23 protein-coding genes and 1 pseudogene are annotated in these 23730 nt (G+C 70.8%); 14 read left to right on the top strand and 10 right to left on the bottom strand.

All coding sequences use genetic code 11. The features are described from left to right. Positions 1-216: 216 nt before the first annotated feature. Positions 217-900, bottom strand: coding sequence for a response regulator (locus ACIOHP_RS44290; RefSeq protein ID WP_401896616.1), 684 nt, complete (start codon positions 898-900; stop codon positions 217-219). Continuing rightward, positions 897-2180, bottom strand: a complete 1284-nt coding sequence (locus ACIOHP_RS44285; protein WP_401896614.1) for a sensor histidine kinase — start codon at positions 2178-2180, stop codon at positions 897-899. Before ACIOHP_RS44285 ends, ACIOHP_RS44290 begins: the two co-directional genes overlap by 4 nt. A 205-nt stretch (positions 2181-2385) precedes the next feature. Here ACIOHP_RS44285 and ACIOHP_RS44280 point away from each other — a divergent pair, with 205 nt between their 5' ends. The 4 genes from ACIOHP_RS44280 (at position 2386) to ACIOHP_RS44265 (ending at position 6727) form a co-directional block, all read left to right on the top strand. Next, positions 2386-3078 carry an ABC transporter ATP-binding protein gene (locus ACIOHP_RS44280; protein ID WP_401896611.1) on the top strand — a complete coding sequence of 231 codons (693 nt, stop codon included), beginning with the start codon at positions 2386-2388 and terminating at the stop codon, positions 3076-3078. Beyond that, positions 3075-5432: an ABC transporter permease gene (locus ACIOHP_RS44275; protein WP_401896609.1), complete on the top strand. Its 2358-nt coding sequence runs from the start codon at positions 3075-3077 to the stop codon at positions 5430-5432. The genes ACIOHP_RS44280 and ACIOHP_RS44275 overlap by 4 nt, the downstream gene beginning before the upstream one ends. 124 nt (positions 5433-5556) lie before the next feature. Then, positions 5557-6228 (top strand): hypothetical protein, encoded by a 672-nt coding sequence (locus tag ACIOHP_RS44270; protein ID WP_401896607.1) that lies wholly within the window; start codon positions 5557-5559, stop codon positions 6226-6228. Between the two features lie 46 nt (positions 6229-6274). Further along, positions 6275-6727, top strand: a complete 453-nt coding sequence (locus tag ACIOHP_RS44265; RefSeq protein WP_401896604.1) for a flavodoxin family protein — start codon at positions 6275-6277, stop codon at positions 6725-6727. Here the strand turns inward: ACIOHP_RS44265 and ACIOHP_RS44260 are convergent. Continuing rightward, positions 6717-6953: pseudogene (locus tag ACIOHP_RS44260) on the bottom strand (ATP-binding protein); the annotation flags it as partial. The gene ACIOHP_RS44265 and the pseudogene ACIOHP_RS44260 sit on opposite strands and share 11 nt — an antisense overlap. Positions 6954-6995: 42 nt before the next feature. On the opposite strand from ACIOHP_RS44260, the gene ACIOHP_RS44255 reads away from it, so the two are divergent. Then, entirely contained in the window at positions 6996-7637 is a 642-nt protein-coding gene (locus tag ACIOHP_RS44255) for a class I SAM-dependent methyltransferase (RefSeq protein WP_401896602.1), read from the top strand. On the opposite strand, the gene ACIOHP_RS44250 is transcribed toward ACIOHP_RS44255, so the two are convergent. Next, a complete protein-coding gene (locus tag ACIOHP_RS44250) occupies positions 7613-8338 on the bottom strand; it encodes a class I SAM-dependent methyltransferase (RefSeq protein WP_401896600.1) in 726 nt (241 codons plus the stop codon). The two genes, ACIOHP_RS44255 and ACIOHP_RS44250, sit on opposite strands and share 25 nt — an antisense overlap. A gap of 65 nt (positions 8339-8403) precedes the next feature. Then, on the bottom strand, positions 8404-9330 hold the full coding sequence (locus ACIOHP_RS44245; RefSeq protein ID WP_401896597.1) for a GNAT family N-acetyltransferase: 927 nt from the start codon (positions 9328-9330) through the stop codon (positions 8404-8406). A gap of 167 nt (positions 9331-9497) precedes the next feature. On the opposite strand from ACIOHP_RS44245, the gene ACIOHP_RS44240 reads away from it, so the two are divergent. Both ACIOHP_RS44240 and ACIOHP_RS44235 read left to right on the top strand, forming a co-directional pair. Continuing rightward, positions 9498-11156 (top strand): hypothetical protein, encoded by a 1659-nt coding sequence (locus tag ACIOHP_RS44240; protein WP_401896595.1) that lies wholly within the window; start codon positions 9498-9500, stop codon positions 11154-11156. A gap of 149 nt (positions 11157-11305) precedes the next feature. Beyond that, positions 11306-12964 carry a cellulase family glycosylhydrolase gene (locus ACIOHP_RS44235; protein WP_401896593.1) on the top strand — a complete coding sequence of 553 codons (1659 nt, stop codon included), beginning with the start codon at positions 11306-11308 and terminating at the stop codon, positions 12962-12964. A 67-nt stretch (positions 12965-13031) separates the two neighbouring features. On the opposite strand, the gene ACIOHP_RS44230 is transcribed toward ACIOHP_RS44235, so the two are convergent. Further along, complete coding sequence (locus ACIOHP_RS44230) at positions 13032-13814, bottom strand: DUF899 family protein (protein ID WP_401896591.1); 783 nt, start codon at positions 13812-13814, stop codon at positions 13032-13034. 194 nt (positions 13815-14008) lie between these two features. Further along, entirely contained in the window at positions 14009-14293 is a 285-nt protein-coding gene (locus tag ACIOHP_RS44225; protein WP_401896629.1) for a winged helix-turn-helix transcriptional regulator, read from the bottom strand. Between the two features lie 143 nt (positions 14294-14436). On the opposite strand from ACIOHP_RS44225, the gene ACIOHP_RS44220 reads away from it, so the two are divergent. After that, positions 14437-15018 carry a carboxymuconolactone decarboxylase family protein gene (locus ACIOHP_RS44220; protein WP_401896589.1) on the top strand — a complete coding sequence of 194 codons (582 nt, stop codon included), beginning with the start codon at positions 14437-14439 and terminating at the stop codon, positions 15016-15018. A gap of 389 nt (positions 15019-15407) precedes the next feature. Beyond that, on the top strand, positions 15408-16928 hold the full coding sequence (locus ACIOHP_RS44215) for a carboxylesterase/lipase family protein (protein ID WP_401896587.1): 1521 nt from the start codon (positions 15408-15410) through the stop codon (positions 16926-16928). A 15-nt stretch (positions 16929-16943) separates the two neighbouring features. Here ACIOHP_RS44215 and ppk2 read toward each other — a convergent pair whose 3' ends face one another. After that, complete coding sequence (gene ppk2, locus ACIOHP_RS44210) at positions 16944-17747, bottom strand: polyphosphate kinase 2 (RefSeq protein WP_361558025.1); 804 nt, start codon at positions 17745-17747, stop codon at positions 16944-16946. Between the two features lie 184 nt (positions 17748-17931). Here ppk2 and ACIOHP_RS44205 point away from each other — a divergent pair, with 184 nt between their 5' ends. Then, positions 17932-18909: an ABC transporter substrate-binding protein gene (locus tag ACIOHP_RS44205; protein ID WP_361558028.1), complete on the top strand. Its 978-nt coding sequence runs from the start codon at positions 17932-17934 to the stop codon at positions 18907-18909. Here ACIOHP_RS44205 and ACIOHP_RS44200 read toward each other — a convergent pair. Beyond that, on the bottom strand, positions 18904-19131 hold the full coding sequence (locus ACIOHP_RS44200) for a twin-arginine translocase TatA/TatE family subunit (RefSeq protein WP_361558031.1): 228 nt from the start codon (positions 19129-19131) through the stop codon (positions 18904-18906). The genes ACIOHP_RS44205 and ACIOHP_RS44200 overlap by 6 nt on opposite strands. A 148-nt stretch (positions 19132-19279) precedes the next feature. On the opposite strand from ACIOHP_RS44200, the gene ACIOHP_RS44195 reads away from it, so the two are divergent. Further along, on the top strand, positions 19280-19696 hold the full coding sequence (locus tag ACIOHP_RS44195; protein WP_361489645.1) for a BlaI/MecI/CopY family transcriptional regulator: 417 nt from the start codon (positions 19280-19282) through the stop codon (positions 19694-19696). 6 nt (positions 19697-19702) lie between these two features. Then, entirely contained in the window at positions 19703-20635 is a 933-nt protein-coding gene (locus tag ACIOHP_RS44190) for a M56 family metallopeptidase (protein ID WP_401896582.1), read from the top strand. A 27-nt stretch (positions 20636-20662) separates the two neighbouring features. Here the strand turns inward: ACIOHP_RS44190 and ACIOHP_RS44185 are convergent, their stop codons facing one another. Further along, complete coding sequence (locus tag ACIOHP_RS44185; RefSeq protein ID WP_401896580.1) at positions 20663-21118, bottom strand: tellurite resistance TerB family protein; 456 nt, start codon at positions 21116-21118, stop codon at positions 20663-20665. 267 nt (positions 21119-21385) lie between these two features. On the opposite strand from ACIOHP_RS44185, the gene ACIOHP_RS44180 reads away from it, so the two are divergent. Together ACIOHP_RS44180 and ACIOHP_RS44175 are read left to right on the top strand one after the other, a co-directional pair. After that, on the top strand, positions 21386-22714 hold the full coding sequence (locus tag ACIOHP_RS44180; RefSeq protein WP_401896578.1) for a hemolysin family protein: 1329 nt from the start codon (positions 21386-21388) through the stop codon (positions 22712-22714). Then, positions 22711-23724: a hemolysin family protein gene (locus ACIOHP_RS44175; RefSeq protein WP_361558045.1), complete on the top strand. Its 1014-nt coding sequence runs from the start codon at positions 22711-22713 to the stop codon at positions 23722-23724. The genes ACIOHP_RS44180 and ACIOHP_RS44175 overlap by 4 nt, the downstream gene beginning before the upstream one ends. Positions 23725-23730 lie beyond the last annotated feature (6 nt).

Genomic DNA, 23730 nt, shown 5'->3' with positions numbered 1-23730 from the left:
CCCCCCAGGCCATGCGTTCGACAGGGGGAGAAAGTCATGCCAACTCCGGAGGCCGGGCGCCCCATTGCGGGGCCACGAAGAAGGTAATGGGGGGGAGGGGTGAGGTCAGGCGTCGGCAGCCGGGGAGCTGGTCGCTCGCGCGGCTGCGGTGTGGGTGTGCTCGATGACCTCCATGGATCAACGGTAACCGGCGGTGCCGGGGATGTCCTGCGGTTTTCAGTCCGTTCCGCCCGGGGTGATCAGCCCGGTCTCGTACGCCAGGACGACCGCCTGGACCCGGTCGCGCAGATCCAGCTTCGACAGGATGCGGCCGACGTGGGTCTTGACCGTGGTCGGGCTGAGGAAGAGCCGTTCGGCGAGCTCGGCGTTGCTCAGCCCCGTCGCCAGCAGCCGGAGCACCTCCGTCTCGCGGGGTGTCAGGTCGGAGAGGTCACGGTGCGGTCCGGGAGCCGGGCGGGCCTCCTCGCGGTGCGCGAAGCGCTCGATGAGCCGGCGGGTGATCGCCGGCGCGAGCAGGGCGTCCCCGGACTGCACCAGGCGTACGGAGGCCACCAGATGCTCCGGGGTGACGTCCTTGAGCAGGAAGCCGCTGGCGCCGGCGGTGAGCGCGGCGTACACGTAGTGGTCGAGGTCGTACGTGGTGAGGATGATGACCCGGGGCCCGTCCGCGCCCGCCTCCGTGAGAATGCGGCGCGTCGCCTCGATCCCGTCCATCCCCGGCATCCGGATGTCCATGAGGACCACGTCCGGCCGGGTCCGGCGGACCGCGTCGACCGCCTCCGCTCCGTCGGCGGCCTCGGCGGTCACCTCGATGCCGTCCGCGGCGAGGATCATCCCGAAGCCGGTCCGTACGAGGGCCTGGTCGTCGGCGATGACGGCGCGCAGCTCCGGCCCGCTCATGCCGTCCGCCACGGGATGAGGGCCTTGACGCGGTAGCCGCCGGCGAGGGTCGGGCCGGCGGTCAACTCGCCGCCGTAGACCGCGAGTCGCTCCCGCAGCCCGATCAGCCCGCGGCCGTTCCCCTCCGGCGGCGGAGCGTCACGGACGGCTCCGGTGTCGATGATCTCGATCTGGAGGACCTCCTCGGCGTAACCGATCACGACCGAGGCTTCCGCGCCCGGCGCGTGCTTGATCGTGTTGGTCAGCGCCTCCTGCACGACGCGGTACGCCGTCAGATCGATCCCGGGCGGCAGCGGATCCGGCGGGAGCGAGACCGCGACACCCACCGGAGTCCCGGCGCCGCGCACCCGCACGATCAACGCGTCGAGCTGCGCGAGACCGGGCTGGGGTTCCAGGGCATCGGGCTGCTCCGCGTCCGGGGCGGCCAACAGGCCCATCACATGGCGCAGTTCGGCCATCGCGGCCCGGCCGCCCGCCTCGACCGCCAGCAGCGCCTCCTTCGACCGCTGCGGCGCCACGTCCATCACCTTGCGCGCCGCCCCCGCCTGAATGACCATCACGCTCACATTGTGGGTCACGACGTCGTGCAACTCGGCGGCTATGCGGGCCCGTTCCTCCTCCACGGCCCGGTGCATCGCCTGCTCCTGGTCCCGCTGGAACTGCGCGAGCCGCTCGCGGTCGGCCGACAGACGCCGTCGCCAGTAGCGGACGAGACCGGCCGTCACCCCCGCGATCAGCAGGACCACCGCGGGGCTCGACCACCCCGGCAGGATGGGCTCCGTCTCCCGAAAGGCGAAGCCGGCCAGCACCGCCGCGAAGACCATCGCCGCCGTCGCCACCGTCCGGTGCCGACTGTGCATGACGGCGCTGTACGCGGCGATGACACAGGTCAGCACGTTGATCCAGGAGGCGTCGTCGCCGATGGCCAGCACCGCGGTCATCAGCACCGCGAACGCGGCGAGCGGGAACCTGCGCCGGACGGCAAGTGGCAGCGCCGACAGGACGATCAGCGGCCAGGACGTGGAGTACTCCTCTTCCGGTATGAACCGCGGTTCCGGTGGCACGGGAGGAGGGGGCGCGTCCGGGGCCCCGTACCTCACGTTGCCCAGGCTGGCCGGCCCGTCGCCGGGATAGCGCGCCGCCACGACCAGCGCGACCGCGGTCAGCAGCACCGCCAGCACGACGTCGGCACCGAGCGCACGCCGCGACAGCGGGGTACGCCTCGGCTCCGGACGCACGGCGGCGCGCATCTGGCGCAGCCAACGGTTCACGGTCTCCATCGGCACATTGTGCGGCCCGCGCCGACGCGGACGCGTCCGCCTGTGAGGCCGACGAACCGTCCTCCTGGCGTACGTCGCAGGGATGACCCCGCGATCGGGTCCTCCGCGGGAAGGGCCCCATGTCGGTGCCCCGGGCGACGCGGCGCCGGAGCCCGCGCCCCTACCTTCGCTGAGCCTGAACCCCTTCGACGCGAGGACCGACTCCATGACTCATGTGATCGAACTGACGGGCGTGGCAAAGCGCTACGACAGTGCCGGCGCACCCGCGCTCGGACCGATCGACCTCGGTGTCGCCCAGGGCGAGGCCCTCGCCGTCACCGGCCCCTCCGGCAGCGGCAAGTCCACCCTGCTGAACCTCGTCGCGGGCCTCGACAAGCCCACCACGGGCACCGTGACCGTGGCCGGACAGCGGGTCGACCGGATGGGCGAGCACGCGCTGGCCCGGTTCCGCCGCGAACAGATCGGCATGGTCTTCCAGTTCTTCAACCTTCTCGACGACCTCACCGTCGCCGACAACATCCAGCTGCCCGCCCAGCTGACCGGCACCTCCCGGCGCAAGGCGGCCGCCCGGGCCGGGGAGCTCATGGAGGTGCTGGGCATCCAGAAGCACGCCCGCGCCTACCCCGGCCGGCTCTCCGGCGGTGAGCGCCAACGTGTCGCGGTGGCCAGGGCGTTGGTCAACCGGCCGGCGCTGCTGCTCGCCGACGAGCCGACCGGTGCCCTGGACAGCGCCTCGGGCGCGGACGTCCGGGAGCTGCTGGTCGACCTGCACCGCGGCGGGCAGACCATCGTGCTCGTCACCCATGACCCGGCCCTCGCCGAGGCGTGCGCGAGCCGCACGATCCACCTGGTCGACGGCCACCTCGCCCTCGACACCCGGACGGAGGCCGTGCGATGAGCGCCCTCGGCCGGGTCGTACGGTCCGGGGTCGGCCGGCGCCGGGTGCAGACCGTGGTGATCGCCCTGGCCACGATGATGGCCGTGGCCTCGGCGGTGGTCGCCGGCTCGCTCATGGTCGCCACCAACGCCCCCTTCGACCGCGCCTTCTCCCGGCAGAACGGAGCCCATCTCACCGCGGAGTTCGACCCGGCCAAGGTGAGCACGGCCCAGCTGACGGCCACGGGCACGCTGGACGGCGTCACCGGGACCGCGGGGCCCTACCCCTCCACGACGATCCACGGGGTGGACGACCAGGGGAGGCAGACACCGGCGATGACGCTGGTCGGCCGGTCCGACCCGGACAGCGACGTGGAGCGGCTGGACCTCAAGTCGGGCCGGTGGCCGACGAAGGCCGGTGAGATCGCGCTCTCGGAGTCGTTCGAGGGCCCCGCCTTCACGTTGGGCTCCACCCTCGAGGCCTCGGACGCCGACAACAGCCCGACGCTCACCATCGTCGGATTCGCGCTGTCCGTCGGCAAGACCGCCGACGCCTGGGCGACCCCCGCCCAGGTACGGGCACTCGGGTCGAAGGACACCCCGGTCACGAGCCAGATGCTCTACCGCTTCGACTCCGCCGGCACCACGAGCCAGATCGCCGAGGACCGGAGGAAGCTCGCGGCCGCCGTGCCGTCAGGTGCGCTCCTCGGCAGCCAGTCCTACCTGGACACCAAGCGGGCCGCCGACCAGAACGCCGCTCCGACGATCCCGTTCCTCATCGCGTTCGGCGTGCTCGGCATCGTCATGTCGGTGATCATCGTCGGCAGCGTCATCAGCGGGGCGGTCGGGACCAGCCTGCGCAGGATCGGCATCCTCAAGGCCATCGGCTTCACCCCGCGCGAAGTCGTCCGCGCCTACGTCGCCCAGGCGCTCCTGCCGGCCGGCGCCGGTATCGCGCTGGGCGTCGTCCTGGGCAACCTCATGGCCCTGCCGCTCCTGGAGGACACCGAGACGGTCTACGGCACGGTCTCGCTCACGGTCGCCTGGTGGGTGGACGTCCTGGTGGCGGTCGTCGCCTTCCTCGTCGTCGGGATCGCGGCGCTGGTCCCCGCGCTGCGGGCCGGACGGCTGCGGACCGTGGAGGCCATCGCCGTCGGCCGGGCGCCACGGACGGGACGCGGCCAGTGGGCGCACCGGGCGGCGGGCAGGCTGCCGCTGCCGCGCGCGGTGACCTACGGTCTGGCGAGCCCCTTCGCCCACCCGGTCCGTACCCTCGCGATGCTCCTCGCCGTGGCCTTCGGCACGGTCGCGGCGACCTTCGCGCTGGGGCTGACCTCGTCGCTGAACGAGGTGGCGGCGGCCGGGGACCCCGAGAGCCGCAACGACGTGAGCGTCTTCGCGGGCGGTCCCGCCATCGGCAAGGGCCAACGCGTCCCCGCGCCGAACACCCCCACCCCCGAGCCGGCCGACCCGGCGAAGGTGAGCGCCGCCATCAAGGCACAGCCGGGCACTGCCTTGTACTACGGCGTGGCCCAGGAGGAAGCCACCGTGCCCGGAGTCTCCGGCACGGTCCGGGTCACCCTCTACGACGGTGACTCGAGCTCCGGCAGCTACGCGATGATCTCCGGCCACTGGATCACCGGCCCCGGCCAGGTCATCGTCTCCTCCCACTTCCTGGAGACCACCGGCACCGAGATCGGCGACACGGTGCGGGTGACCGCGGGCAAGGACACGGCCACCCTGCGGATCGTGGGCGAGGCCTTCGACACCTCTGACGACACGCTGGAGATCCACGCGGACATCGCCGACTTCCCGGCCGCCGCGCCCACCGAGTTCCGGGTCGATGTGAAGGACGGCGTCTCCCCGACCGAGTACGCCGAGGCACTCGCCACGGCAGTGGAGCCGCTGGGCGCCGACGCCTTCGCCAACTCCCTCTCCGAGCAGGACAACCTCCTCATCGTCCTGAACGCGATGGCCGCGCTCCTCACCCTCATGCTCATCTCCGTGGCAGGACTCGGGGTCCTCAACTCCGTGGTCCTCGACACCCGGGAGCGCGTCCATGACCTGGGTGTGTGCAAGGCGCTCGGTATGACGCCGCGGCAGACCGTGAGCCTCGTGCTCGCCTCCGTGGCCGGGATCGGCGTCTTCGGCGGACTCGTCGGGGTGCCGGCCGGATTCGCCCTGCACGGCTTCGTGCTGCCGGAGATGGCGGAGGCCGCGGGCACCGGGCTGCCGCCGTCGGTCCTGGAGGTGTACGACGCTGTCGAACTGGTCCTGCTGGGTCTGGCCGGGGTCGGCATCGCCGTGCTGGGCGCGCTGCTTCCGGCGGGCTGGGCGGCCAAGGCCCGCACGGCGACGGCATTGCGCACGGAGTAGCCGATCGCGCCGTCAGCACAGTTTCATTACGAGAATTCCACATAAGTGCCCCCGCGGGTGATCATTGAGCACTCAACTGCACATCCCTGGGGGGACCATGAGCCACGAAAACACTCCGCCGCCCATGCCGGGCTACACTCCGCCGCCCGCGCCCGGCTATCTGCCGCCGCCGCAGCCGCCTCAGCGCCCGACGAGAACCACCACGGTCCTGGTCGCCGCCGTGGCCGCGGTGGTGGCCGCGGTCCTCGCCGCCGTCGTCACCGCGAGAGTCGGCGGCGACGGCGAGGCCGAGGCGGCACCGACCGTCACCGTCACCCGGACGGTCCCGGCCGACGCCGGTGACACGGTGGCGGACACCGGGTCCGACGAGGCCACCGAGGAACCGACAGCGGAGGAAGCGGGCGGGGACTCCTACGGGTTCGACGACACGATCGTCTACGACAACGACGTGGAGGTCAGCCTCTCCAAGTTCTCCCGCGCCGTCTCCAGCGACTACGCGGCGCCCGAGAACACCCCGTACGCCAAGTTCACGATCAAGATCGTCAACCGGTCCGACAAGAAGGTCGACGCGAGCATGATGACGGTCAACTGCGCCTACGGCGACGAAGGCAAGGAGGGCGAGGCCATCTACGACGACGGACTCGACGGACTGCCCGACACCAGCATCCTCGCCGGCCGATCCCTCTCCGTGCCGTGGGGATGCGAACTTCCCAAGGGCGAGAGTTTCCTCCAGATCGAGGTGGCGCCCGACTACGAGTCGGAGACCTCCATCTTCACCGGCGAGGTGAAGAAGTAGCCGCCGCGTTTGCGTGCGACGCGGGGCCGACGGCAGGGTTCGGGGTGTGGCTACTTTGCTGATCGTGCATCACACCCCCTCGCCCAACTGCCAGGCGATGCTGGAAGCTGTCGTGTCCGGTGCCACGGCGCCGGAGATCGAGAACGTCCGGGTCGTCCGGCGGGCCGCGCTGGCGGCCACCGCGTCCGATGTACTGGACGCCGACGCGTATCTGCTGGGCACCCCGGCGAACCTCGGCTACATGTCCGGCGCCCTCAAGCACTTCTTCGACCAGGTCTACTACCCGTGCCTGGACGAGACGCGGGGCCGGCCCTTCGGCTACTACGTCCACGGCGGCAGTGACGTCACCGGGGCGGTGCGGGGCATCGAGTCGATCACCACGGGCCTCGGCTGGCGCCGCGCGACGGATGCGGTGACGGTCACCGGGGAGCCCGGCAAGTCCGGTACCGAGGCCTGCTGGGAACTGGGCGCGACCCTGGCGGCCGGGCTCATGGTCTGACCCTCAGCCCTTCACCGCCTCCGCGATCGGCCTGCAGCCACCTGCGGGCCGCCTCGGCGTAGGGCTCGAGGTGGCGGAGTCGGAACGGGGAATCGGAGCCGAGGACGGTGTCGCCCGCGATGCCCCCGCGCAGGGTGTCCTGGTCGGCGTGGAGGACGAAGTGCCGTACCGGGATGGCCTGTCGGTCGAGGCCCGCGCTGATCTCGCGCCAGTACCGCTCGACCAAGCCTTCTCGGCGTCGAACACCCGTGATGGCATATTGGACCGCATGGGTGATCACGCACACCACGACTCGGTACGCCGCAGTTACGACACCGTGGCGGAGGAGTACGCGACCCGCCTCCACGCGGAACTCGACCACAAGCCCCTGGACAAGGCGTTGCTCGCCGCCCTCCTGGAACAGACGGAACCGGGCACTCCGATCGGTGACCTGGGCTGCGGTCCCGGACACGTGGCGGCCTGGCTCGCCGAGAAGGGCGCGCGCACGGTCGGGATCGACCTGTCCCCGGGCATGCTCGCGGCGGGCGGGCGCCGCTTCCCGCAGGTGGAGTTCCGCGAGGGTGACCTGATGGAACTGCCCGCGAAGGAGGCCGAGTTCGGTGCGGTGATCGCCTTTTACACGATCCTCCACCTCGACCCTGCCGAACTGCAGCGCGCCTTCGCGGAGATGGCGCGGGTCCTGCGCCCCTCGGGCCTGCTGCTCCTCTCCTTCCACATCGGCGAAGAGGTCCGGCACCTGGACGAATGGTGGGGGCACGACGTGGACGTCGACTTCCGCTTCCTCGACCCGAGCCGGGTCGCCGAGCAGCTGGAGACGGCCGGCTTCGCCGTGGAGATGAGCCTGCAACGCACCCACTACGCCCACGAGGTGGAGACCCGCCGCGCCTACGTCCTGGCCCGCCGCTCCTGACACGTCACGACGGGCTGGTAGTACCCGGTGGACTCCGGCGCGTGCCAGACGATGTCGGCGAAGCCCGCCTCGGCGAGGAGCTGCGTCAACTGCGGGCGGGACAGCGCCCAGTAGGTGGTCCGGCGTCGCCGGACCGTCCAGTCGGACCCGGCGGGGACGAGCTGGAAGTGCTCCAGGTCGTAGCGCTCGCCGTCCTCGTGCCAGTGCCACAACTGAAACGTGATCACCGGGCCGTCGGGGGTCTGGCTGACCTGGGGCGGTGTCGAGAGGGGTCTGGTCCGGCGGATCTCGTCGTAGTCCCGGAGGGTGAGCAGCAGCAGTCCGCCGTCGCGCAGCACCCTCCGCATGCTGCCGAGTGCCGCTGCGAGGTCCGGTGCGGAGAGCAGATGCGGGAGGGAGTTGTCGGCGCAGACGACGACGTCGAAGACCGAGGACGCGAACGGCAGCCGGCGCATGTCCCCGGCGGCCGTCGCGAGCCCGACGCCCCGCGCGGCCGCCTCGGTCCCGGCACGCGCGGCGGCACGCGGACTCAGATCGCTGCCGACGACCCGGTGTCCGGCTCGGGCCAGCCCGATCGCCTGCGTGCCGATTCCGCAGGAACAGTCCAGGACGCGCCGAGGCCCCGCTCCGAGCCGGTGTCCGACGAGCGCGTCGAGCACCGCCGCCTGGCGCGCCATGCTCGCATCCCAGTCGGGGAACATCAGGTGGTAGTCGGCGGCCAGGTCGTCGTAGAAGGCCCTGGGTGAGGACCCGCTCCCCTCGCCGCTCAGCTCAGCACCGCTTCCCAGGTGTCGACGGCGAAGTGAAGTGTCATTCCGTTACGTCCGTACAGCTCGGGGGCGCCGGTGGCGTTGGCCGTGTCGACGCCCAGCCCCACGGTGTCCCGTCCCCGCCCGGCGAACGCGGCGAAGGCCTGTCGCAGCAGCAGTGCGCCCAGGCCCCGGCCACGGGCCTCGCGCAGCACTCCGATGCTGCGGATCCACCCCATCGCCTCCCGGTCGTCCCGGGAGATCAGGAAACCGGCGTCCCCCGTCTCCTCGGTGCCGACGATCCACACCAGCGACCAGTCGAGGAGCCCGGCGTCGACGTCGTGCAGCCACTGTTCGTACGTGCGCGGCTGGAAGTCGAAATGCTCGGCGAAAGCGGCCTGATAGAGGAGGTGGACGCGCTCACGGTCGGCGTCCGTCGTGCACGGGCGTATCCGTACGCCCGCGGGCGGCTCGGGGGCGAGGTCGCGCGCCGGGTCCAGGGGGCGTCGCAGCACGTGATAGCGGCGTACGACCTGCCAGCCCCGTGCCTTGATCAGCGCTGTGTCGAGCGTGGGCTCCGTGTTGAGATGCAGATGGACCACGGCCTTCGCCGCGCCATTGGCCCGGGCCTTGTCGAGGGCCCTGGTCTGCATCGGGTCCAGAAGCAGTTCGCCGGCCGCCTGGTGGTCGGGGAGGACGTAGTGGTCGATGTCGACGCGCTCGTCGCCGGAGTCGTCCCACAGCAGCCCGTAGGCCACCAGCAGGTCCCCGTCGAAGGCCAGCCAGGAGTCGCGCTCCAGGTCGATGTCGGGGCGCTTCAGATCCGCCTCGACGGTGTGCAGGTCGGTCTCGCGCCTGCCGATCTCGATCTCGTCGACGGTGTTGAGCAGTTCGGTGATCGCGGGGGCGTCGGCGAGCAGGGCCGGGCGCAGGACGTAGGACATGAGGGCCAGAGTGCTGGGGGCCGGGGGAGGGTGCAACGGAATTTCGCGCGGCGGGTGCCGCATGCGCTTCCACCGGTTGGTCGTTGGTCCCCCTTCTCCGGCGTGTCGGGTACAAAACACCCGGTAACGTCACCGTCCTCAGACCGGCTCGTGTTCGGGGGTACCGCATGGACTACTACGACCTCGGCACTCACGGCCGTACCGTGTCGACCTCGTCCCCCGAGGCCCAGCTGTGGTTCGACCGCGGCCTTGTGTGGACGTACGCCTTCCACCACGAGGAAGCCGTCGCCTGCTTCGAGGCCGCGGTCCGGGCCGACCCCGACTGCGCCATGGCGTACTGGGGCATCGCGTACGCGCTCGGGCCCAACTACAACAAGCCGTGGGAGTTCTTCGACGGGGAGGACCTCGTCCGGACCGTCGGGCGCACCCACGCCGCGGTGGAGCTGGCGCACGAGAAGGCGCAGGCCGGTGCCACGCCCGTCGAGCGGGCTCTGATCGGCGCGTTGCGCGCCCGCTACCCGCAGGCGAAGGCCGTCGAGGACTGCTCGGTGTGGAACGTGCCCTACGCCGACGCCATGCGCGCCGTCCACGAACTCGCCCCCGACGACCTGGACATCGCCACCCTGTACGCCGACGCCCTGATGAACCTGACTCCTTGGCAGCTGTGGAACATCGGAACCGGTGAACCGGCGGAAGGCTCCCGCACCCTGGAGGCCAAGGCGGTGCTCGACCGCGCGCTCGCGACGGACGCCGGCGCACACCATCCGGGTGTGCTGCACCTGTACATCCACCTGATGGAGATGTCCCCGACGCCCGAGGCCGCGCTGCCCGTCGCCGACCGGCTGCGCGGGCTGGTCCCCGACGCCGGTCATCTCCAGCACATGCCCACGCACCTCGACGTCCTGTGCGGCGACTACCGGCGGGTCGTGTCCGACAACAGTGCCGCGATCGTCGCGGACGAGAAGTTCCACGCCCGGGCCGGAGCCATGAACTTCTACACCCTGTACCGGTCGCACAACTACCACTTCAAGATCTACGGCGCGATGTTCCTCGGCCAGTCCCGGACCGCCCTGGACACCGCCGCCCAACTGGAGGCCTCGGTCCCGGAGGAGCTGCTGCGCGTCCAGAGCCCGCCCATGGCCGACTGGCTGGAGGGCTTCCTCGCCATGCGGGTGCATGTGCTGATCCGCTTCGGCCGCTGGGCCGACATCCTCCGACTGCCCCTGCCCGCCGACCCGGAGCTGTACAGCGTGACGACCGCGATGCTGCACTACGCCCGTGGCGTCGCCCTGTCCGCCACCGGCCGGATCGCCGAGGCCGAGGCCGAACGCGTCCTGTTCCACGAGGCGGTGGCCCGGGTTCCGGAGACACGCATGCTGTTCAACAACACCTGCGCCGACATCCTCGCCATCGCCTCCGCGATGCTCGACGGCGAACTCGACTACCGCAAGGGCGACTTCGACGCCGCGTTCGCCGCGCTGGAGCGGTCCATCGAACTCGACGACACCCTTCCCTACGACGAGCCATGGGGGTGGATGCAGCCCACCCGGCACGCCTACGGCGCCCTGCTCCTGGAACAGGGACGCGTCGCGGAGGCCGAGGCGGTCTACCGCGCCGACCTCGGGCTCGACGACACCCTGCCGCGCGCGGTGCAGCACCCGGGCAACGTGTGGGCCCTGCACGGGTTCCACGAGTGCCTCGTGCGGCTCGGCAAGCAGGGCGAGGCGCGGATCGTGGCGCAGCAGCTGAAGATCGCCGTCGCGCTGGCGGACGTACCGATCGAGGCGTCGTGCTTCTGCCGTCTCGACACCGGTTGCTGTTCCTGATCACACCCGGAAGCCGCCGACAGGTGGAGCCCGTTACAACTGAGTATGCGCTTTCTATTGACGTGTACTTGGCATGGTGGCTACATGGGAGCGCTCCCATACCCCTCTCCCATGCCTGAGTTTCTTGGCGCTCACTCTCTGGAGTCGCAGTGAGAAGAACAAGAAGCACGACAAGAACGAGCCTGTTGGCCCGCCTGGTGACCGTCCTCCTCGGACTCGTCGTCGTAGGCGCCCTGTGCCCCGCCGCGGCCCTCGCCCAGGCCGAACCGCCGGGCACGCAGGCCACCGGCCTGCACATCAGCAACGGCAGGCTGCTCGAAGGCAACGGCAACGACTTCGTGATGCGTGGCGTCAACCACGCCCACACCTGGTACCCGAACGAGACGCAGTCACTGGCCGACGTGAAGGCGCTCGGCGCCAACACGGTCCGTGTCGTCCTCGCCGACGGTCACCGCTGGACCGCGAACAGCGCCTCGGACGTTGCCAACGTTGTCAGTCAGTGCAAGGCCAACAAGCTCATCTGCGTCCTGGAGGTGCACGACACCACCGGATACGGCGAGGAGGCCGCGGCCGGCACCCTCGACCAGGCGGCCGACTACTGGATCGGCCTCAAGAACGTGCTCGCGGGCCAAGAGAACTACATCATCATCAACATCGGCAACGAGCCCTGGGGCAACACCGACCCCGCCGGCTGGACCGCCCCCACCACCGCCGCGATCAAGAAGCTGCGCGCCGCCGGCTTCGAGCACACGATCATGGTGGACGCGCCCAACTGGGGCCAGGACTGGCAGGGCGTCATGCGCGCCAACGCCCAGTCCGTGTACGCCGCCGACACCACCGGCAACCTGATCTTCTCGATCCACATGTACAGCGTCTTCGACACGGCCGCGGAGATCACCGACTACCTCAACGCCTTCGTCACCGCGAAACTCCCCCTCGTCATCGGCGAGTTCGGCGGCCCCGCCGACCAGTGGGGCGACCCGGACGAGGACACCATGCTGGCCACCGCCGAGCAGCTCGACCTCGGCTATCTCGCCTGGTCCTGGAGCGGCAACACCGACCCGATCCTCGACCTGTCGATCGGCTTCGACCCCAGCCAGTTGAGCGCCTGGGGCCAGCGCATCTTCAACGGCGTCAACGGCATCGCCCAGACGTCGAAGGAAGCCACGATCTACGGCGGCGGCAACCCGGGCGACACCCAGGCGCCGACGACCCCCGGCACCCCCACCGCCTCCGCGGTGACCGCCGGCTCCGCGACCCTGTCCTGGACCGCCTCGACCGACAACGTGGGCGTCGCCGGATACGACGTCGTGCGGGTGAGCGGCGGCACGGAGACGAAGGTCGCCGCCTCCACCACCAACTCCGTCACGATCACGGGCCTGACGGCCCAAACGGCGTACACCTTCGCCGTCTACGCCCGTGACGCGGCCGGCAACCGCTCCCCCCGTTCGGCGACGGTGAACGTGACGACCGACGCCACACCCGCCGGAAAATGCTCCGTCGGCTACCGCGTCGTCGGGGAGTGGCAGGGCGGATTCCAGGGCGAGATCACCATCCGCAACACCGGGACGGCCGCCGTCAACGGCTGGACCCTCGGCTTCTCCTTCGCCAACGGCCAGACCGTCTCCAACATGTGGGGAGGCACACCCACCCAGACCGGTGCCGCGGTGAGCGTCACCCCCGCCTCCTACACCTCCACCATTCCCGCCGCCGGCTCGGTCACCGTCGGCTTCATCGGTACCAAGGGCGCGACCAACGCGGCCCCGACCGCGTTCACCCTCAGCGGAAGCGCCTGCACGACCGCCTGACCGGACACCTGAGCGACCGGCGGGGGCGCCGCCCTCGCCGGTCGGCCTGTGCGGTGACGCGGGTGCGTCAGTGGTGGTGCCCGTGCCGGCCGAGGGTCTCCACGGGGACCGCGCCGGGGCGGGTCCACTGCGGCACGGGGCGACCGGTCGGGCCCCAGGTGGGGTTGCCGTCCGCGTCCGAGCGCCAGGACCAGCAAGCGCCGCGCCCCTCGGGCCACCCCTCCGGGTTGTCCTCCCACGTCTCGCCGCGGCCGTACGGCGTCATGTCGAGCAGCCCCAGGGCCGCGCTCACCCGCTCGTTGCCACGGCCCGTCGTGGAGTAGGTGAGGAACACGCGGTCGCCGTCGCGCAGGAAGCCGGCGAGGTACCCCATGTCCCCGCCGGCCGGCCCGTCCACGCCCCGCGCCGAGTACCAGGGCTGGGTGTACCCCATGAACTCGACGTAGGAGGCCACCTCGTCCCACGGTCCCGTGGTCAGGATCGCGAACGAGACGTCGCGGGCGTTGAGATACACGGCGTCCCGCAGATGCCAGGCCGTGGTCGTGCAGCCCTCGCACTGACCCTGGTGCGGCGCGCCGTCGTACCACATGTGCTTGTAGACCACGAGCTCGTCGCGCCCCTGGAACAGATCGAGGAACGGGACCGCCCCGTCGGCGCCGACGACCTCCACCGTCCCGTCGAACTCGACCATCGGCAGCCGCCGTCGGGCCGCGGCGATCGCGTCCCCCTCACGGGTGTGCGCCTTCTCGCGGACCAGCAACTCCTCACGCGCCGCCTCCCAGGTCTTGAGGTCGACGACTGGCGGCTTGCCGGGGATGTGACTGCTCCCGTGGCCGGGCGTGGTCGTCATGAGGTCCTCCGTGGTGTCTCGTCCCGGACAGCGTCGTACGACGTCCCTCGACGCTCACCCCAACAGACTCGCGCCGGGGCCGGAACTCATCGCGGCGGGAAGCCCGGAAGTGTCCCGTCGACGATCGCTCCGCGAAGCCGCTGCTCGTGGCCTGCGCGAACGGGACCGGTGGCGGCGGAAGCCGACTGCCGCTCTCACCCCGCCGCGTCGCCCTCTGTCTCTCCCGCCCACCGCGCACTCCACGCGTTCAGCGGACTCAGCGCGTCGACGAGATCCTCGCCGAGCGGGGTGAGGCGATACGCGTCGTCGTGCAGGTCGAGGAGACGGGCCCCGGTCAGTTCGCCGAGGCGGGTGCTGAGCACGCTGGAGGACATGCGCTCGCACCGCCGCTGAAGCTCGCGGAAACCCGCGGGGCTCTGGTGCAACTCCCAGAGGATGCGCAGCGCCCAGCGTCGGCCGAGCAGATCCAGTGCCGCCATGACCGGGCGTCCCGACGTGGACCCGCGCACCGGCACACCTGGCCGCGGCGTGGCGGACTCCGCGTCTGACTCCATGGCCACTCCTTGTGCTTCGGTTTTGAAAGCAGCATACTGATGCGAAAATCGAAGCAGGAGGGTGCCGTATGCCGCGCATGGAACCGCTCCACCCGCCCTACTCCGCCGCCGTCGACCAGTCACTGCGCCGCTGGATGCCCCCGGACGTACCGCACGAGCCGCTCACCCTGTTCCGCGTCCTGCACCGCAACCCGGAACTGACCTCCCGGATGTTCGTCCTGGGCTCCGGACTCCTCGGCCACGGACTGCTCCCCGCGACGGACCGCGAGATCGTCATCGCCCGCGTCACCGCACGCGCCGGCTGTGCCTACGAATGGGGCGTGCACGCCGCCTCCCTGGCCCGGCAGGCGGGACTCACCGAGGAGCAGATCCGCGCGACGACGGAGAGCGACCCCACCGCGACGACCTCCTGGCTGCCCCGCCACACCGCGCTCCTCGCCGCCGTCGACGAACTGCACGACACCGCGCGCCTCTCGCAGCCCGCCTGGGACGCCCTGCGCGTCCACTACGAGGACGAGCAGCTCCTCGAGTTCCTCGTACTGACCGGCTGGTACCGCACGATCAGCCACCTGGCCAACGGACTTCAACTGCAGGAGGAGGCCTGGGGCACCCCGTTCCCGGCCACGCCGGTCAGCCGTCCCGGCGACTGAACCGCTCCACCGCCTCCCGCGGGGCTCGGCTCGCGTGGTCGCCTGCACTGCGGCCACCGGCACGAGTGACGCGGGCGGGACCATGGGCGACCCACGCGCCTACGCCCTCCCCGGCAACCAGGACCCGTGCACGCCCTGGCCCGACTCCCCGCTCCTGTCGGCCGCCATCGCCTCCGTCCCCGATCTCCCACGAGACCGAGCACTACCCCTTCCGGGTGGTCTACTTCGATCCGCTGGGCTGCCCCGCCCCCCGCAGGACCTGGCGGCCCCGAAGGAGGCCATGGGCGCGGCCGGCCTGGGTGCAGCTCTCGTGTCGATCCCGGAGGGTGTCTTACGTTCGTCAGGTGGATTAGTTTTCACTAAAACATTGATCCCCTGAGGAGTCGTCGATGAGCAGAAGCGAGTATCCAGAGGCCGCTACGGCGGCGGGCGCGGTACGCGGTCGTCGGGAGGGTGCCCTGACGGTGTTCCGCGGAATCCCGTACGCGCAGCCTCCCGTGGGTGAGGCCCGCTTCGCGGCTCCGCGGCCGGTGGAGCGCTGGGACGGCGTACGGGAGGCCTTCGCGTTCGGTCCGCCTCCTCCGCAGGAACCGTTCGGCCCCGAGGCTCCCGGGCCACTTCCGGCCGGTGACGACTGGCTCACCGTGAACGTCTGGACCCCGGAGGCGGACCCGGCGGCACGCCGCCCGGTGATGGTGTGGATCTACGGCGGCGCCTACAAGTTCGGCTCCTCCGACGACCCCGCCTACGACGGCGGCCGCCTCTCGAGGGAGGGCGGGATCGTCGTGGTCACCCTGAACTACCGGGTCGGCATCGAGGGCTTCCTGCGGATCGAGGGCGCTCCCGCGAACCGCGGGCTGCTCGACCAGGTGGCGGCGCTGGAGTGGGTGCGCGAGAACATCGCCGCCTTCGGAGGCGATCCGGAGCAGGTCACCGTCTTCGGTGAGTCGGCGGGTGCGGGGTCCATCGCGGCGCTGATGGCGATGCCGGGGGCGCGGGGGCTGTTCCGGCGGGCCATCGCGCAGAGCGTGCCGGGCACGTACTTCTCGGACGCGCTGGCCGCCGACATCGCGGAGACCCTGGCCGCCGGGATCGGGCTGCGGCCCACCGTGGCCGACCTCGCCGGGGTGGACCCGCGCAAGCTGCCCGAGGCGGGGGCCGCGCTGACCGGCCGTATGCGCGAATACCTGCACCGCTGGGGCGCCGTCGCCCTCACTCCCACCCCCTTCTCGCCTGTCGTCGACGGCGAGGTCCTGCCCACCGCACCCTGGGAGGCCCTCGCGGACGGCGCCGCCCGTGACGTGGAGCTGATCGCCGGGCACAACAGGGACGAGTACCGCCTCTTCCTCCTGCTCGGCGGGCTGCTCGGCCGGGTGGACGAGAAACTGGCCGCACTGGCCCTGGGCCTGTTCGGTCCGGCGCCGGACGCCGAGCGGGCCTACCGGGCGGCCTTCCCCGACGCCTCCACGGAGTACCTGTTCGAACTCGTGCAGTCCGACTGGCTGTTCCGCATGCCCTCACTGCGGCTGGCCCAGGCGCACGTGGCCGGCGGCGGACGGGCGCACGTCTACGACCTCACCTGGTCCGCCCCCGCGAACGGCGGCGCACTCGGCGCCTGTCACGGGCTGGACGTACCCCTGACCTTCGGCGTGTTCGACGGCAACGGTCTGGGCGCCATGCTGATCGGGCCCACCCCCTCGCCCGAGACCGAGAGCCTCTCCGCCCACATCCGCTCCTCCTGGACCGCGTTCGCCACGACGGGCGACCCGGGCTGGCCCGCCTACGATCCCGAGCGCCGCCTCGTCCGGCTCCTCGACACCGAACCCGCGGTCACCGCCTACCCGGAGGAGTCCTCACGCCGGCTGTGGGAGCGGCACATTTTCACCGCGCTGCCCCTGACGACGGCGTAGCCCGCCCGGCGTGCGTCACAGGCCTGCCGCGTGATCGGGGACGTAGGTCTGCAGATCGCGCGGCGTGCGCTGATAGCCGGTCGACTCCGGGCGGTCGGGCAGCTCCAGGACCGGCGGTGGCACCTCGTGGTACGGCAGCGAGCTCAGCAGATGGGCGATCGTGTTGAGTCGGGCGCGGCGCTTGTCGTCGCTCTCCACCACGTACCACGGGGACTCGCTGATGTCGGTGTGCACCATCATCTCGTCCTTGGCCCGTGAGTAGGCCTCCCAGTGGGTGATCGACTCCAGGTCCATCGGAGACAGCTTCCAGCGTCGCAGCGGATCCTCCAGCCGGCGCCGGAAGCGCTCCTGTTGCTCGGTGTCGCTCACCGAGAACCAGTACTTGCGCAACAGGATGCCGTCCTCCACGAGCATCCGCTCGAAGACGGGGCACTGGCGCAGGAAGAGCTGGTGCTCCTCCTTGGTGCAGAAGCCCATCACGCGTTCGACCCCGGCCCGGTTGTACCAGGACCGGTCGAACAGCACGATCTCGCCGGCGGCCGGCAGGTGCTCGACGTAGCGCTGGAAGTACCACTGACCGCGCTCGCGCTCGGTCGGCTTGGGCAGTGCCGCGATCCGGGCCACACGCGGGTTGAGATGCTCGGAGACCCGTTTGATGGTGCCGCCCTTGCCCGCCGCGTCCCGCCCCTCGAAGACGACGACCAGCCGGGTCCCATTGGCGCGCACCCACTCCTGCAGCTTCACCAACTCCGTCTGAAGGCGCAGCAGTTCCTTCTCGTACACCTTGCGCGGCAGTTTCTCCGCCTTCTCGCCGACCATGCCAGCACCGTACTGTCCGGGCGGTGACCGCGCATCGTGGACGGAGCCTTGTCCGGAGTACTGACAGTGTGAAGTGTGGCGTGTAGATTGCGGCCGTCGCGAAAATGCACAAATAAGCCGGGCTGTCGAGCCGCACCAGGACAGCCGTGGTCTCTTCCCCCACCCCTTCCCCCAGGAGGAGCCCATGCGAAGGCGCATACTCGGGTTCGGCGCAGCGCTGATCACCTTCGTCGCCGTGGCCGGATGCGGATCCTCGGACTCGGACGCCGGTGACTCGTCATCCTCGGGAGGCGGCAAGACCACGACGGTCAAGGTCGGCATCATCCCGATCGTCGATGTCGCCCCGCTCTATCTGGGGCAGGAGAAGGGCTTCTTCAGCAGCCGTGGCATCAAGCTGGAGATGGTCCCCGCCCAGGGCGGTGCCGCGATCGTCCCCGGTGTGGTGAGCGGGCAGTTCAAGTTCGGGTTCAGCAACACGACCTCGCTGATGGTCGCCCAGGTCAAGGGAGTTCCCGTCAAGTCCGTGGTCAATGGGGCGGCTTCCAACGGCAAGGTCGGCGGCGACGTCACCGCCGTGATGGTGAAGAAGGACAGCCCCGTCAAGACGGCCAAGGACCTCGCCGGACGGACGGTGGCCGTGAACACCCTGCAGAACATCGGCGACACCACCGTGCGCGAGTCGGTGCGCCAGGCCGGCGGCGACCCCTCCAAGGTCAAGTTCGTCGAGATCCCCTTCGACCAGATGCCCGCCGCCGTGGACGACGGCCGCGTGGACGCCGCCTGGATGGGCGAGCCCGCGCAGACGGTCGCCAAGGCGCAGGGCGCCCGCGTCGTGGCCTCACCGTTCGCCGAGACGGATCCGAAGCTCACCGTGGCGACGTACTTCACCTCGACACAGTTCGCGCAGCAGAACCCGGACCTGGTGAAGAAGTTCGCCGAAGCCATGACGGAGTCACTCGAGTACGCGTCCGCCCACCCGGACGAGGCCCGCCAGACCCTCACGACCTACACGAAGATCAGCGGCGATGTCCTGAAGAACCTCATCCTTCCCAGTTGGCCGGCCGACGTCGACATGGCCTCCCTGGAGAAACTGGCCGCACTCAGCGAGAAGGACGGCCTGTTCGGCGACAAGAAGCCGGACCTGAACACCCTGTTCTCATGACCGGGCCGTGCCGTCGTCCTGAGGACGAGGCGTGACGATCTCGCCCTGAATCACCTCGGGGTTCGTTCGCTCCTCGGCCGATCCGTCGTCCACGGCATCTTTCTCGGCCTTGAGAATGCGCGCCGACTTGCCCGCCGAGCGGGTCAGTTCGGGGAGCTTCTTCGCCGCCAGGACGGCGATGACGACGATGAGGAGGATGGCGAGCTCGCTCAGTCCGAACATGGGGATCCCTCCGGATCAGATGGGGACGCCGAAGTCGGAGGCGATCTCGGCCAGGCGGGCAGCGTACCCCTGCCCGACCGCGCGGAGCTGCCGGTGTCCTTACCATGGACCGCCTGTGACGTGCGTGGCAGCGGAAGGGAGACAGGACGTGACGGATCACCGAAGGCCCCGGCGACGGGGGCAGGGCGAGCTGGAGGCGCAGGTTCTGTCGGCCCTGCGCGAGGCCGACGGTCCGGCGACGGCGGGCTGGGTGCAGGAGAGGCTCGGCGCGGGCCTCGCCTATACGACGGTGATCACGATCCTGACCCGGCTGCTGGCCAAGGCCGCGGTGACCCGCGAGCGCTCGGGCCGGTCCTTCGTCTGGACTCCGGTGTCGGACCAGGCCGGGCTGGCGGCCCACAAGATGCGCAAGCTCCTGGACGGCGAGAGCGACCGCGAGGCGGTCCTCGCCAGCTTCGTCACCTCACTCGATCCGGATGACGAGAAGCTTCTGCGCGACCTGCTGGGGCAGGCGGAGGGCGGAAGCGACGTGGGCGAAGAGACCGAGGGCGAAAGGGACCACTGACTTCTCATGGGGGTGTTCGTCTTCCTTCCGCTGGTGCTGCCCTTGACGGCCTGGCCGATCGCGCGGCTCGCCGAACAGCGTCTGCATCCACGCATCGCCACCCGCCTGCTGACGGGCGTGGCCGGAGTGATGGCGCTGTGCAGCACGGTCTGTCTGGGGCTGCTGATGGTGGTCGGCACGGCACAGCTGCCGGGCAACCCCCTGCCCGACGGCTGGTCCGACCCCGAGGTGCGCGAGGCCGTCCCCTACGACGAGGTGGCCGGCAAGGCCGCCATCCCGGCCCTGCTGGCCGTCGCCGTGCTGTGCGGACGGGCGCTGTGGCGGCACGCGCAGGTACGACGGCGCGCCCATCGGGCGCTGGCCGGCCTGCCCGGCACGGAGGTCGCGATCCTGCCCGACGGTGAGCCGTACGCGTACGCCCTGCCCGGCGGGACCCGTGGCCGCATCGTGGTGACCACGGCCCTGCTGTCCGCTCTCCGGCCCGCCGAGCGGCGCGCCCTGTTCGCCCATGAGCGGGTGCATCTGGCCGCCCGGCACCACCGGTTCCTGCTCGTCGCCCAGCTGGCGGCGCGCGCCAACCCCTTTCTGCGTCCGCTGCGTACGGCGGTCGTCTACACGACGGAGCGCTGGGCGGACGAGGAGGCGGCCCGGGTCGTAGGCGACCGCCACAGCGTGGCACGCGCGATCGGCAGGGCGGCGCTGCTCTCCCGCGGCACTCCCGTGCCGGCACTCGCGGGCTTCGCCCTGCCCGGACCGGTGCCCCGGCGGGTGGCGGCCCTGCTGGCGCCCGCTCCCGGTGGTCGCGGCTGGCCCTCGGTGTTCACCGCGGTCGGGATGGCGGCCTGGGCGGCCGCCGCGGGTACGGCGCTCTCCGCGCTGTCGTCCGCCAACTCCGCCGTGACGATGATTGTCATCCTGCGCGCGGCGACGCCGTTGTGAAGGGGCCGCCGCGCGTGCCGTCCTCGTTCAGAGGTCGAACTCGTGCGGCGGCAGGTCGAGCGCGAAACACGCCTCGCGTACGACGGCCTGCTCGCTCTTGTCGAAGTCGCCGTCGGCCCCGCCGATGACGATGCCGATCTGCACCACGGCACGCGCCTCGGCCGGCTTCTTCTTCGCCTTGCCGATCTCCTGGAGCACGCTCACCTTGCCGAAGGCGAAGTCCGTGGTCAGCTTGTTGATGTTGTCGTCGAAGCGGCGCTGGAGGTCCATGGCGTCGAAGTTCTGCAGCACCTCGTTGGTGGCGATCAGCTGGGCCACCCGCTGCCGCTCGGAGGGATCGACAGTGCCGTCCGCGGCGGCGACCAGCGCGCACATCGCCATGCTCGCGTCGCGGAAGGCGCCGCTCTTGAGGTCGTTCTTCTTCGCCACGAGCTGGGTCTGCATCGTCGTCGCGGATTCCTTGAACCGGTCCCACAGGGCCATGACTACTCCAAAAGGTCGGTCGGGGCCCGGCCCGCTCCGGCGGCGATCCGGCTCCCCGTAATATCTACAGCAACGTAGAAACTAGCGGCCGGACCGATAAGTTCCGCCGATCCGCAAGGAACTCGACTCCCGCCCCGTTCGTTCACGCACCGCACACCGACTGAAGGAGCAAGGCTTGTCCGCCACCATGACGGACTCCCCGGGGCACAGTCCCCGACCACCCCGCCAGGATTCTCCTGAGCACGGCACGCGGCGAGGTGGTGTTCGATGAGTGCCGTGAACGCTCTGCTCGGCCTGCTGGCCGTCTTCGTCCTCACCGCCGGCACCGGCTACTTCGTGGCCCAGGAGTTCGCCTACGTCTCCGTGGACCGGCTCGCCCTCGCCCGTGAGGCCGAGGCGGGTGACCGGAAGGCCGCCCGCGCCCTGACGGTGCTGGAGCGGCTGTCGTTCATGCTGTCCGGCGCCCAACTCGGCATCACTGTCACCGGACTGGTCGTCGGCTTCATCGCCGAGCCGTCCGTCTCCGCACTGCTCGAGCCCGCGCTGACCGGAATCGGCATCCCCGAGGGCGCCGTCGGCGGCATCTCCGTCGTCCTCGCCTTCGTCCTGGCCACCGTCGTCCAGATGGTGCTGGGCGAGCTCGCCCCCAAGAACCTCGCCATCGCCGTTCCGGAGCGCCTGGCCAAGTCCCTGGCCCCCTCCACCCTGGCGTACCTCAAGGTCGTCGGCCCTCTCGTGCGGATCTTCGACGGCGCCGCCAACCGGCTGCTGCGCAAGGCCGGCATCGAGCCCGTCGAGGAACTCCACCACGGCGCCACCCTGGAGGAGCTCGGCCACCTCATCGGCGAGTCCCACCAACAGGGGGAACTGCCCAGGGAGACCGCCGAACTCATCGACCACGCCCTGGAGTTCTCCGAGCGCACCCTCGACGAGGTGATGGTCCCGCGCGTGGACGCCGTCTTCGTCCGCAAGGACGCCACCGCGGCCGAGGCCGTCGACCTGATCGCCAAGCACGGCCACTCCACCTACCCCGTCCTCGGCGACCACCCCGACGACGTCCCCGGCGTCGTCGGCGTACGCGAGCTGATGCGCCTGCCCGCCGCGACCCTGGCCGCCACCACCGCGGGCGCGCTGGCCCGCCGCCCGCTGCTGCTGCCCGACACCCTCCCGCTGCCGGACGCCGTCGAGCAGATGCGCCGGCGGGACGACGAGTTCGCGGTCGTCCTGGACGAGCACGGCGGTGTCGCCGGCATCGTCACCTACGAGGACATCGCGGAGGAACTGGTCGGAGACATCGCCGACGAGACCGACACCGTCATCGAGGTCGCCGTCCCCGACGGCGAGGGCTGGCTGGTGGACGCCGGCCGCCGCCTCGACGAGATCGCCGACGCCACCGGCGTCGAACTGCCCGAGGAGGACGACTACGACACCGTGGCCGGCCTGATCGTGGACCGCCTGGGCCGCTTCCCGGCCATCGGTGACCGGCTCACCGTCGAACTCCGCGACGGAGGCCGCGCGTTGATCGACGTACGCACACTCGACCGGCATGTGCCGGACCGAGCCCGGATCCAGAAGGTCGAGGCGGAGCAGTCATGAGCTTCCCGATGGCGCTCTTCGTCACCGTGCTGCTGCTGATCGGCAGCGGATTCTTCGTCGCCGCCGAGTTCGCCCTGGTCGCCGCCAAACGGCACCGTGTGGAGAAGGCCGTCGCGCAGGGACAGCGCGGCGCCAAGGCGGCCCTGGCCGGCATGCGGGAACTGTCGCTGATGCTGGCCGGCGCCCAACTCGGCATCACCGTCTGCACCCTGGGCCTCGGCTCGGTCTCCAAGCCGGCCATCTCCCACGAACTCGACCCGCTCCTGCACGATGTGGGCCTGCCCAGTGCCCTCAGCTACGGCATCGCGTTCGTCTTCGCCATGGTCGTCGTGGTGTTCCTGCACATGGTGCTCGGCGAGATGGCCCCCAAGTCCTGGGCCATCGCCCACCCGGAACGCTCCGCGATGCTCCTCGCCCCGCCCTTCCGTGCCGTGGTGAAGGCGGTCCGCCCGCTGATCGCCGTCCTCAACCGGATGAGCAACGCGCTCGTACGGCTGTGCCGGGTCACCCCGCGCGACGAACTCGCCTCGGTCCACAACCGCGAACAGCTCACCCACCTGGTCGAGGAGTCCGAACGCCTCGGCCTGATCAGCGAGAGCGACTCGGAGCTGCTCACCCGCTCGCTCGTCGAGCCCGAGACGCCTGTCGGAGAACTCCAGATCCCGGCCGGGGAGATCACCTCGGTCGGTGGTGACGCGGGCATCGACGACATCCTGCGCCTGGCCACCGCCCATGACCGCACGCGCCTGCTGGTGCGGGACGAGGGCAGCGTCCTCGGCTCCGTCCATGCCCGCGACGCGCTGGTGGCCCGGGCCCGATCCAGGACCGCCACCGCCCGCGCTCTGGCCCGCCCGGTACCGGAGGTGACGCAGGAGACCACGGTCGCCGACGCGATCGAGCTCCTGCGCCGCAACCGTGCCTCCCTCGCGGTCGTCCGGGACGAGACGGGCAGTCTCACGGGCATGGTGACGTTGGACGACCTGCTGGCCCGCTATCTGCAGCCGGCCTGAGTTCTG

It is taken from the genome of Streptomyces sp. NPDC087859 (assembly GCF_044742595.1).
Taxonomy (GTDB): domain Bacteria; phylum Actinomycetota; class Actinomycetes; order Streptomycetales; family Streptomycetaceae; genus Streptomyces; species Streptomyces canus_F.
Note: the sequence above shows the minus strand (reverse complement) of the source record. Positions and strands in the feature narration are given on the sequence as shown.

Excerpts from the sequence above, each read along its gene's own strand:
- ACIOHP_RS44290 (WP_401896616.1), bottom strand. The coding sequence starts at position 900 with ATGAGCGGGCCGGAGCTGCGCGCCGTCATCGCCGACGACCAGGCCCTC.
- ACIOHP_RS44285 (WP_401896614.1), bottom strand. The coding sequence starts at position 2,180 with ATGGAGACCGTGAACCGTTGGCTGCGCCAGATGCGCGCCGCCGTGCGT.
- ACIOHP_RS44280 (WP_401896611.1), top strand. The coding sequence starts at position 2,386 with ATGACTCATGTGATCGAACTGACGGGCGTGGCAAAGCGCTACGACAGT.
- ACIOHP_RS44275 (WP_401896609.1), top strand. The coding sequence starts at position 3,075 with ATGAGCGCCCTCGGCCGGGTCGTACGGTCCGGGGTCGGCCGGCGCCGG.
- ACIOHP_RS44270 (WP_401896607.1), top strand. The coding sequence starts at position 5,557 with ATGCCGGGCTACACTCCGCCGCCCGCGCCCGGCTATCTGCCGCCGCCG.
- ACIOHP_RS44255 (WP_401896602.1), top strand. The coding sequence starts at position 6,996 with ATGGGTGATCACGCACACCACGACTCGGTACGCCGCAGTTACGACACC.
- ACIOHP_RS44250 (WP_401896600.1), bottom strand. The coding sequence starts at position 8,338 with ATGTTCCCCGACTGGGATGCGAGCATGGCGCGCCAGGCGGCGGTGCTC.
- ACIOHP_RS44245 (WP_401896597.1), bottom strand. The coding sequence starts at position 9,330 with ATGTCCTACGTCCTGCGCCCGGCCCTGCTCGCCGACGCCCCCGCGATC.
- ACIOHP_RS44240 (WP_401896595.1), top strand. The coding sequence starts at position 9,498 with ATGGACTACTACGACCTCGGCACTCACGGCCGTACCGTGTCGACCTCG.
- ACIOHP_RS44230 (WP_401896591.1), bottom strand. The coding sequence starts at position 13,814 with ATGACGACCACGCCCGGCCACGGGAGCAGTCACATCCCCGGCAAGCCG.
- ACIOHP_RS44225 (WP_401896629.1), bottom strand. The coding sequence starts at position 14,293 with ATGGCGGCACTGGATCTGCTCGGCCGACGCTGGGCGCTGCGCATCCTC.
- ACIOHP_RS44220 (WP_401896589.1), top strand. The coding sequence starts at position 14,437 with ATGCCGCGCATGGAACCGCTCCACCCGCCCTACTCCGCCGCCGTCGAC.
- ACIOHP_RS44215 (WP_401896587.1), top strand. The coding sequence starts at position 15,408 with ATGAGCAGAAGCGAGTATCCAGAGGCCGCTACGGCGGCGGGCGCGGTA.
- ppk2 (WP_361558025.1), bottom strand. The coding sequence starts at position 17,747 with ATGGTCGGCGAGAAGGCGGAGAAACTGCCGCGCAAGGTGTACGAGAAG.
- ACIOHP_RS44205 (WP_361558028.1), top strand. The coding sequence starts at position 17,932 with ATGCGAAGGCGCATACTCGGGTTCGGCGCAGCGCTGATCACCTTCGTC.
- ACIOHP_RS44200 (WP_361558031.1), bottom strand. The coding sequence starts at position 19,131 with ATGTTCGGACTGAGCGAGCTCGCCATCCTCCTCATCGTCGTCATCGCC.
- ACIOHP_RS44190 (WP_401896582.1), top strand. The coding sequence starts at position 19,703 with ATGGGGGTGTTCGTCTTCCTTCCGCTGGTGCTGCCCTTGACGGCCTGG.
- ACIOHP_RS44185 (WP_401896580.1), bottom strand. The coding sequence starts at position 21,118 with ATGGCCCTGTGGGACCGGTTCAAGGAATCCGCGACGACGATGCAGACC.
- ACIOHP_RS44180 (WP_401896578.1), top strand. The coding sequence starts at position 21,386 with ATGAGTGCCGTGAACGCTCTGCTCGGCCTGCTGGCCGTCTTCGTCCTC.
- ACIOHP_RS44175 (WP_361558045.1), top strand. The coding sequence starts at position 22,711 with ATGAGCTTCCCGATGGCGCTCTTCGTCACCGTGCTGCTGCTGATCGGC.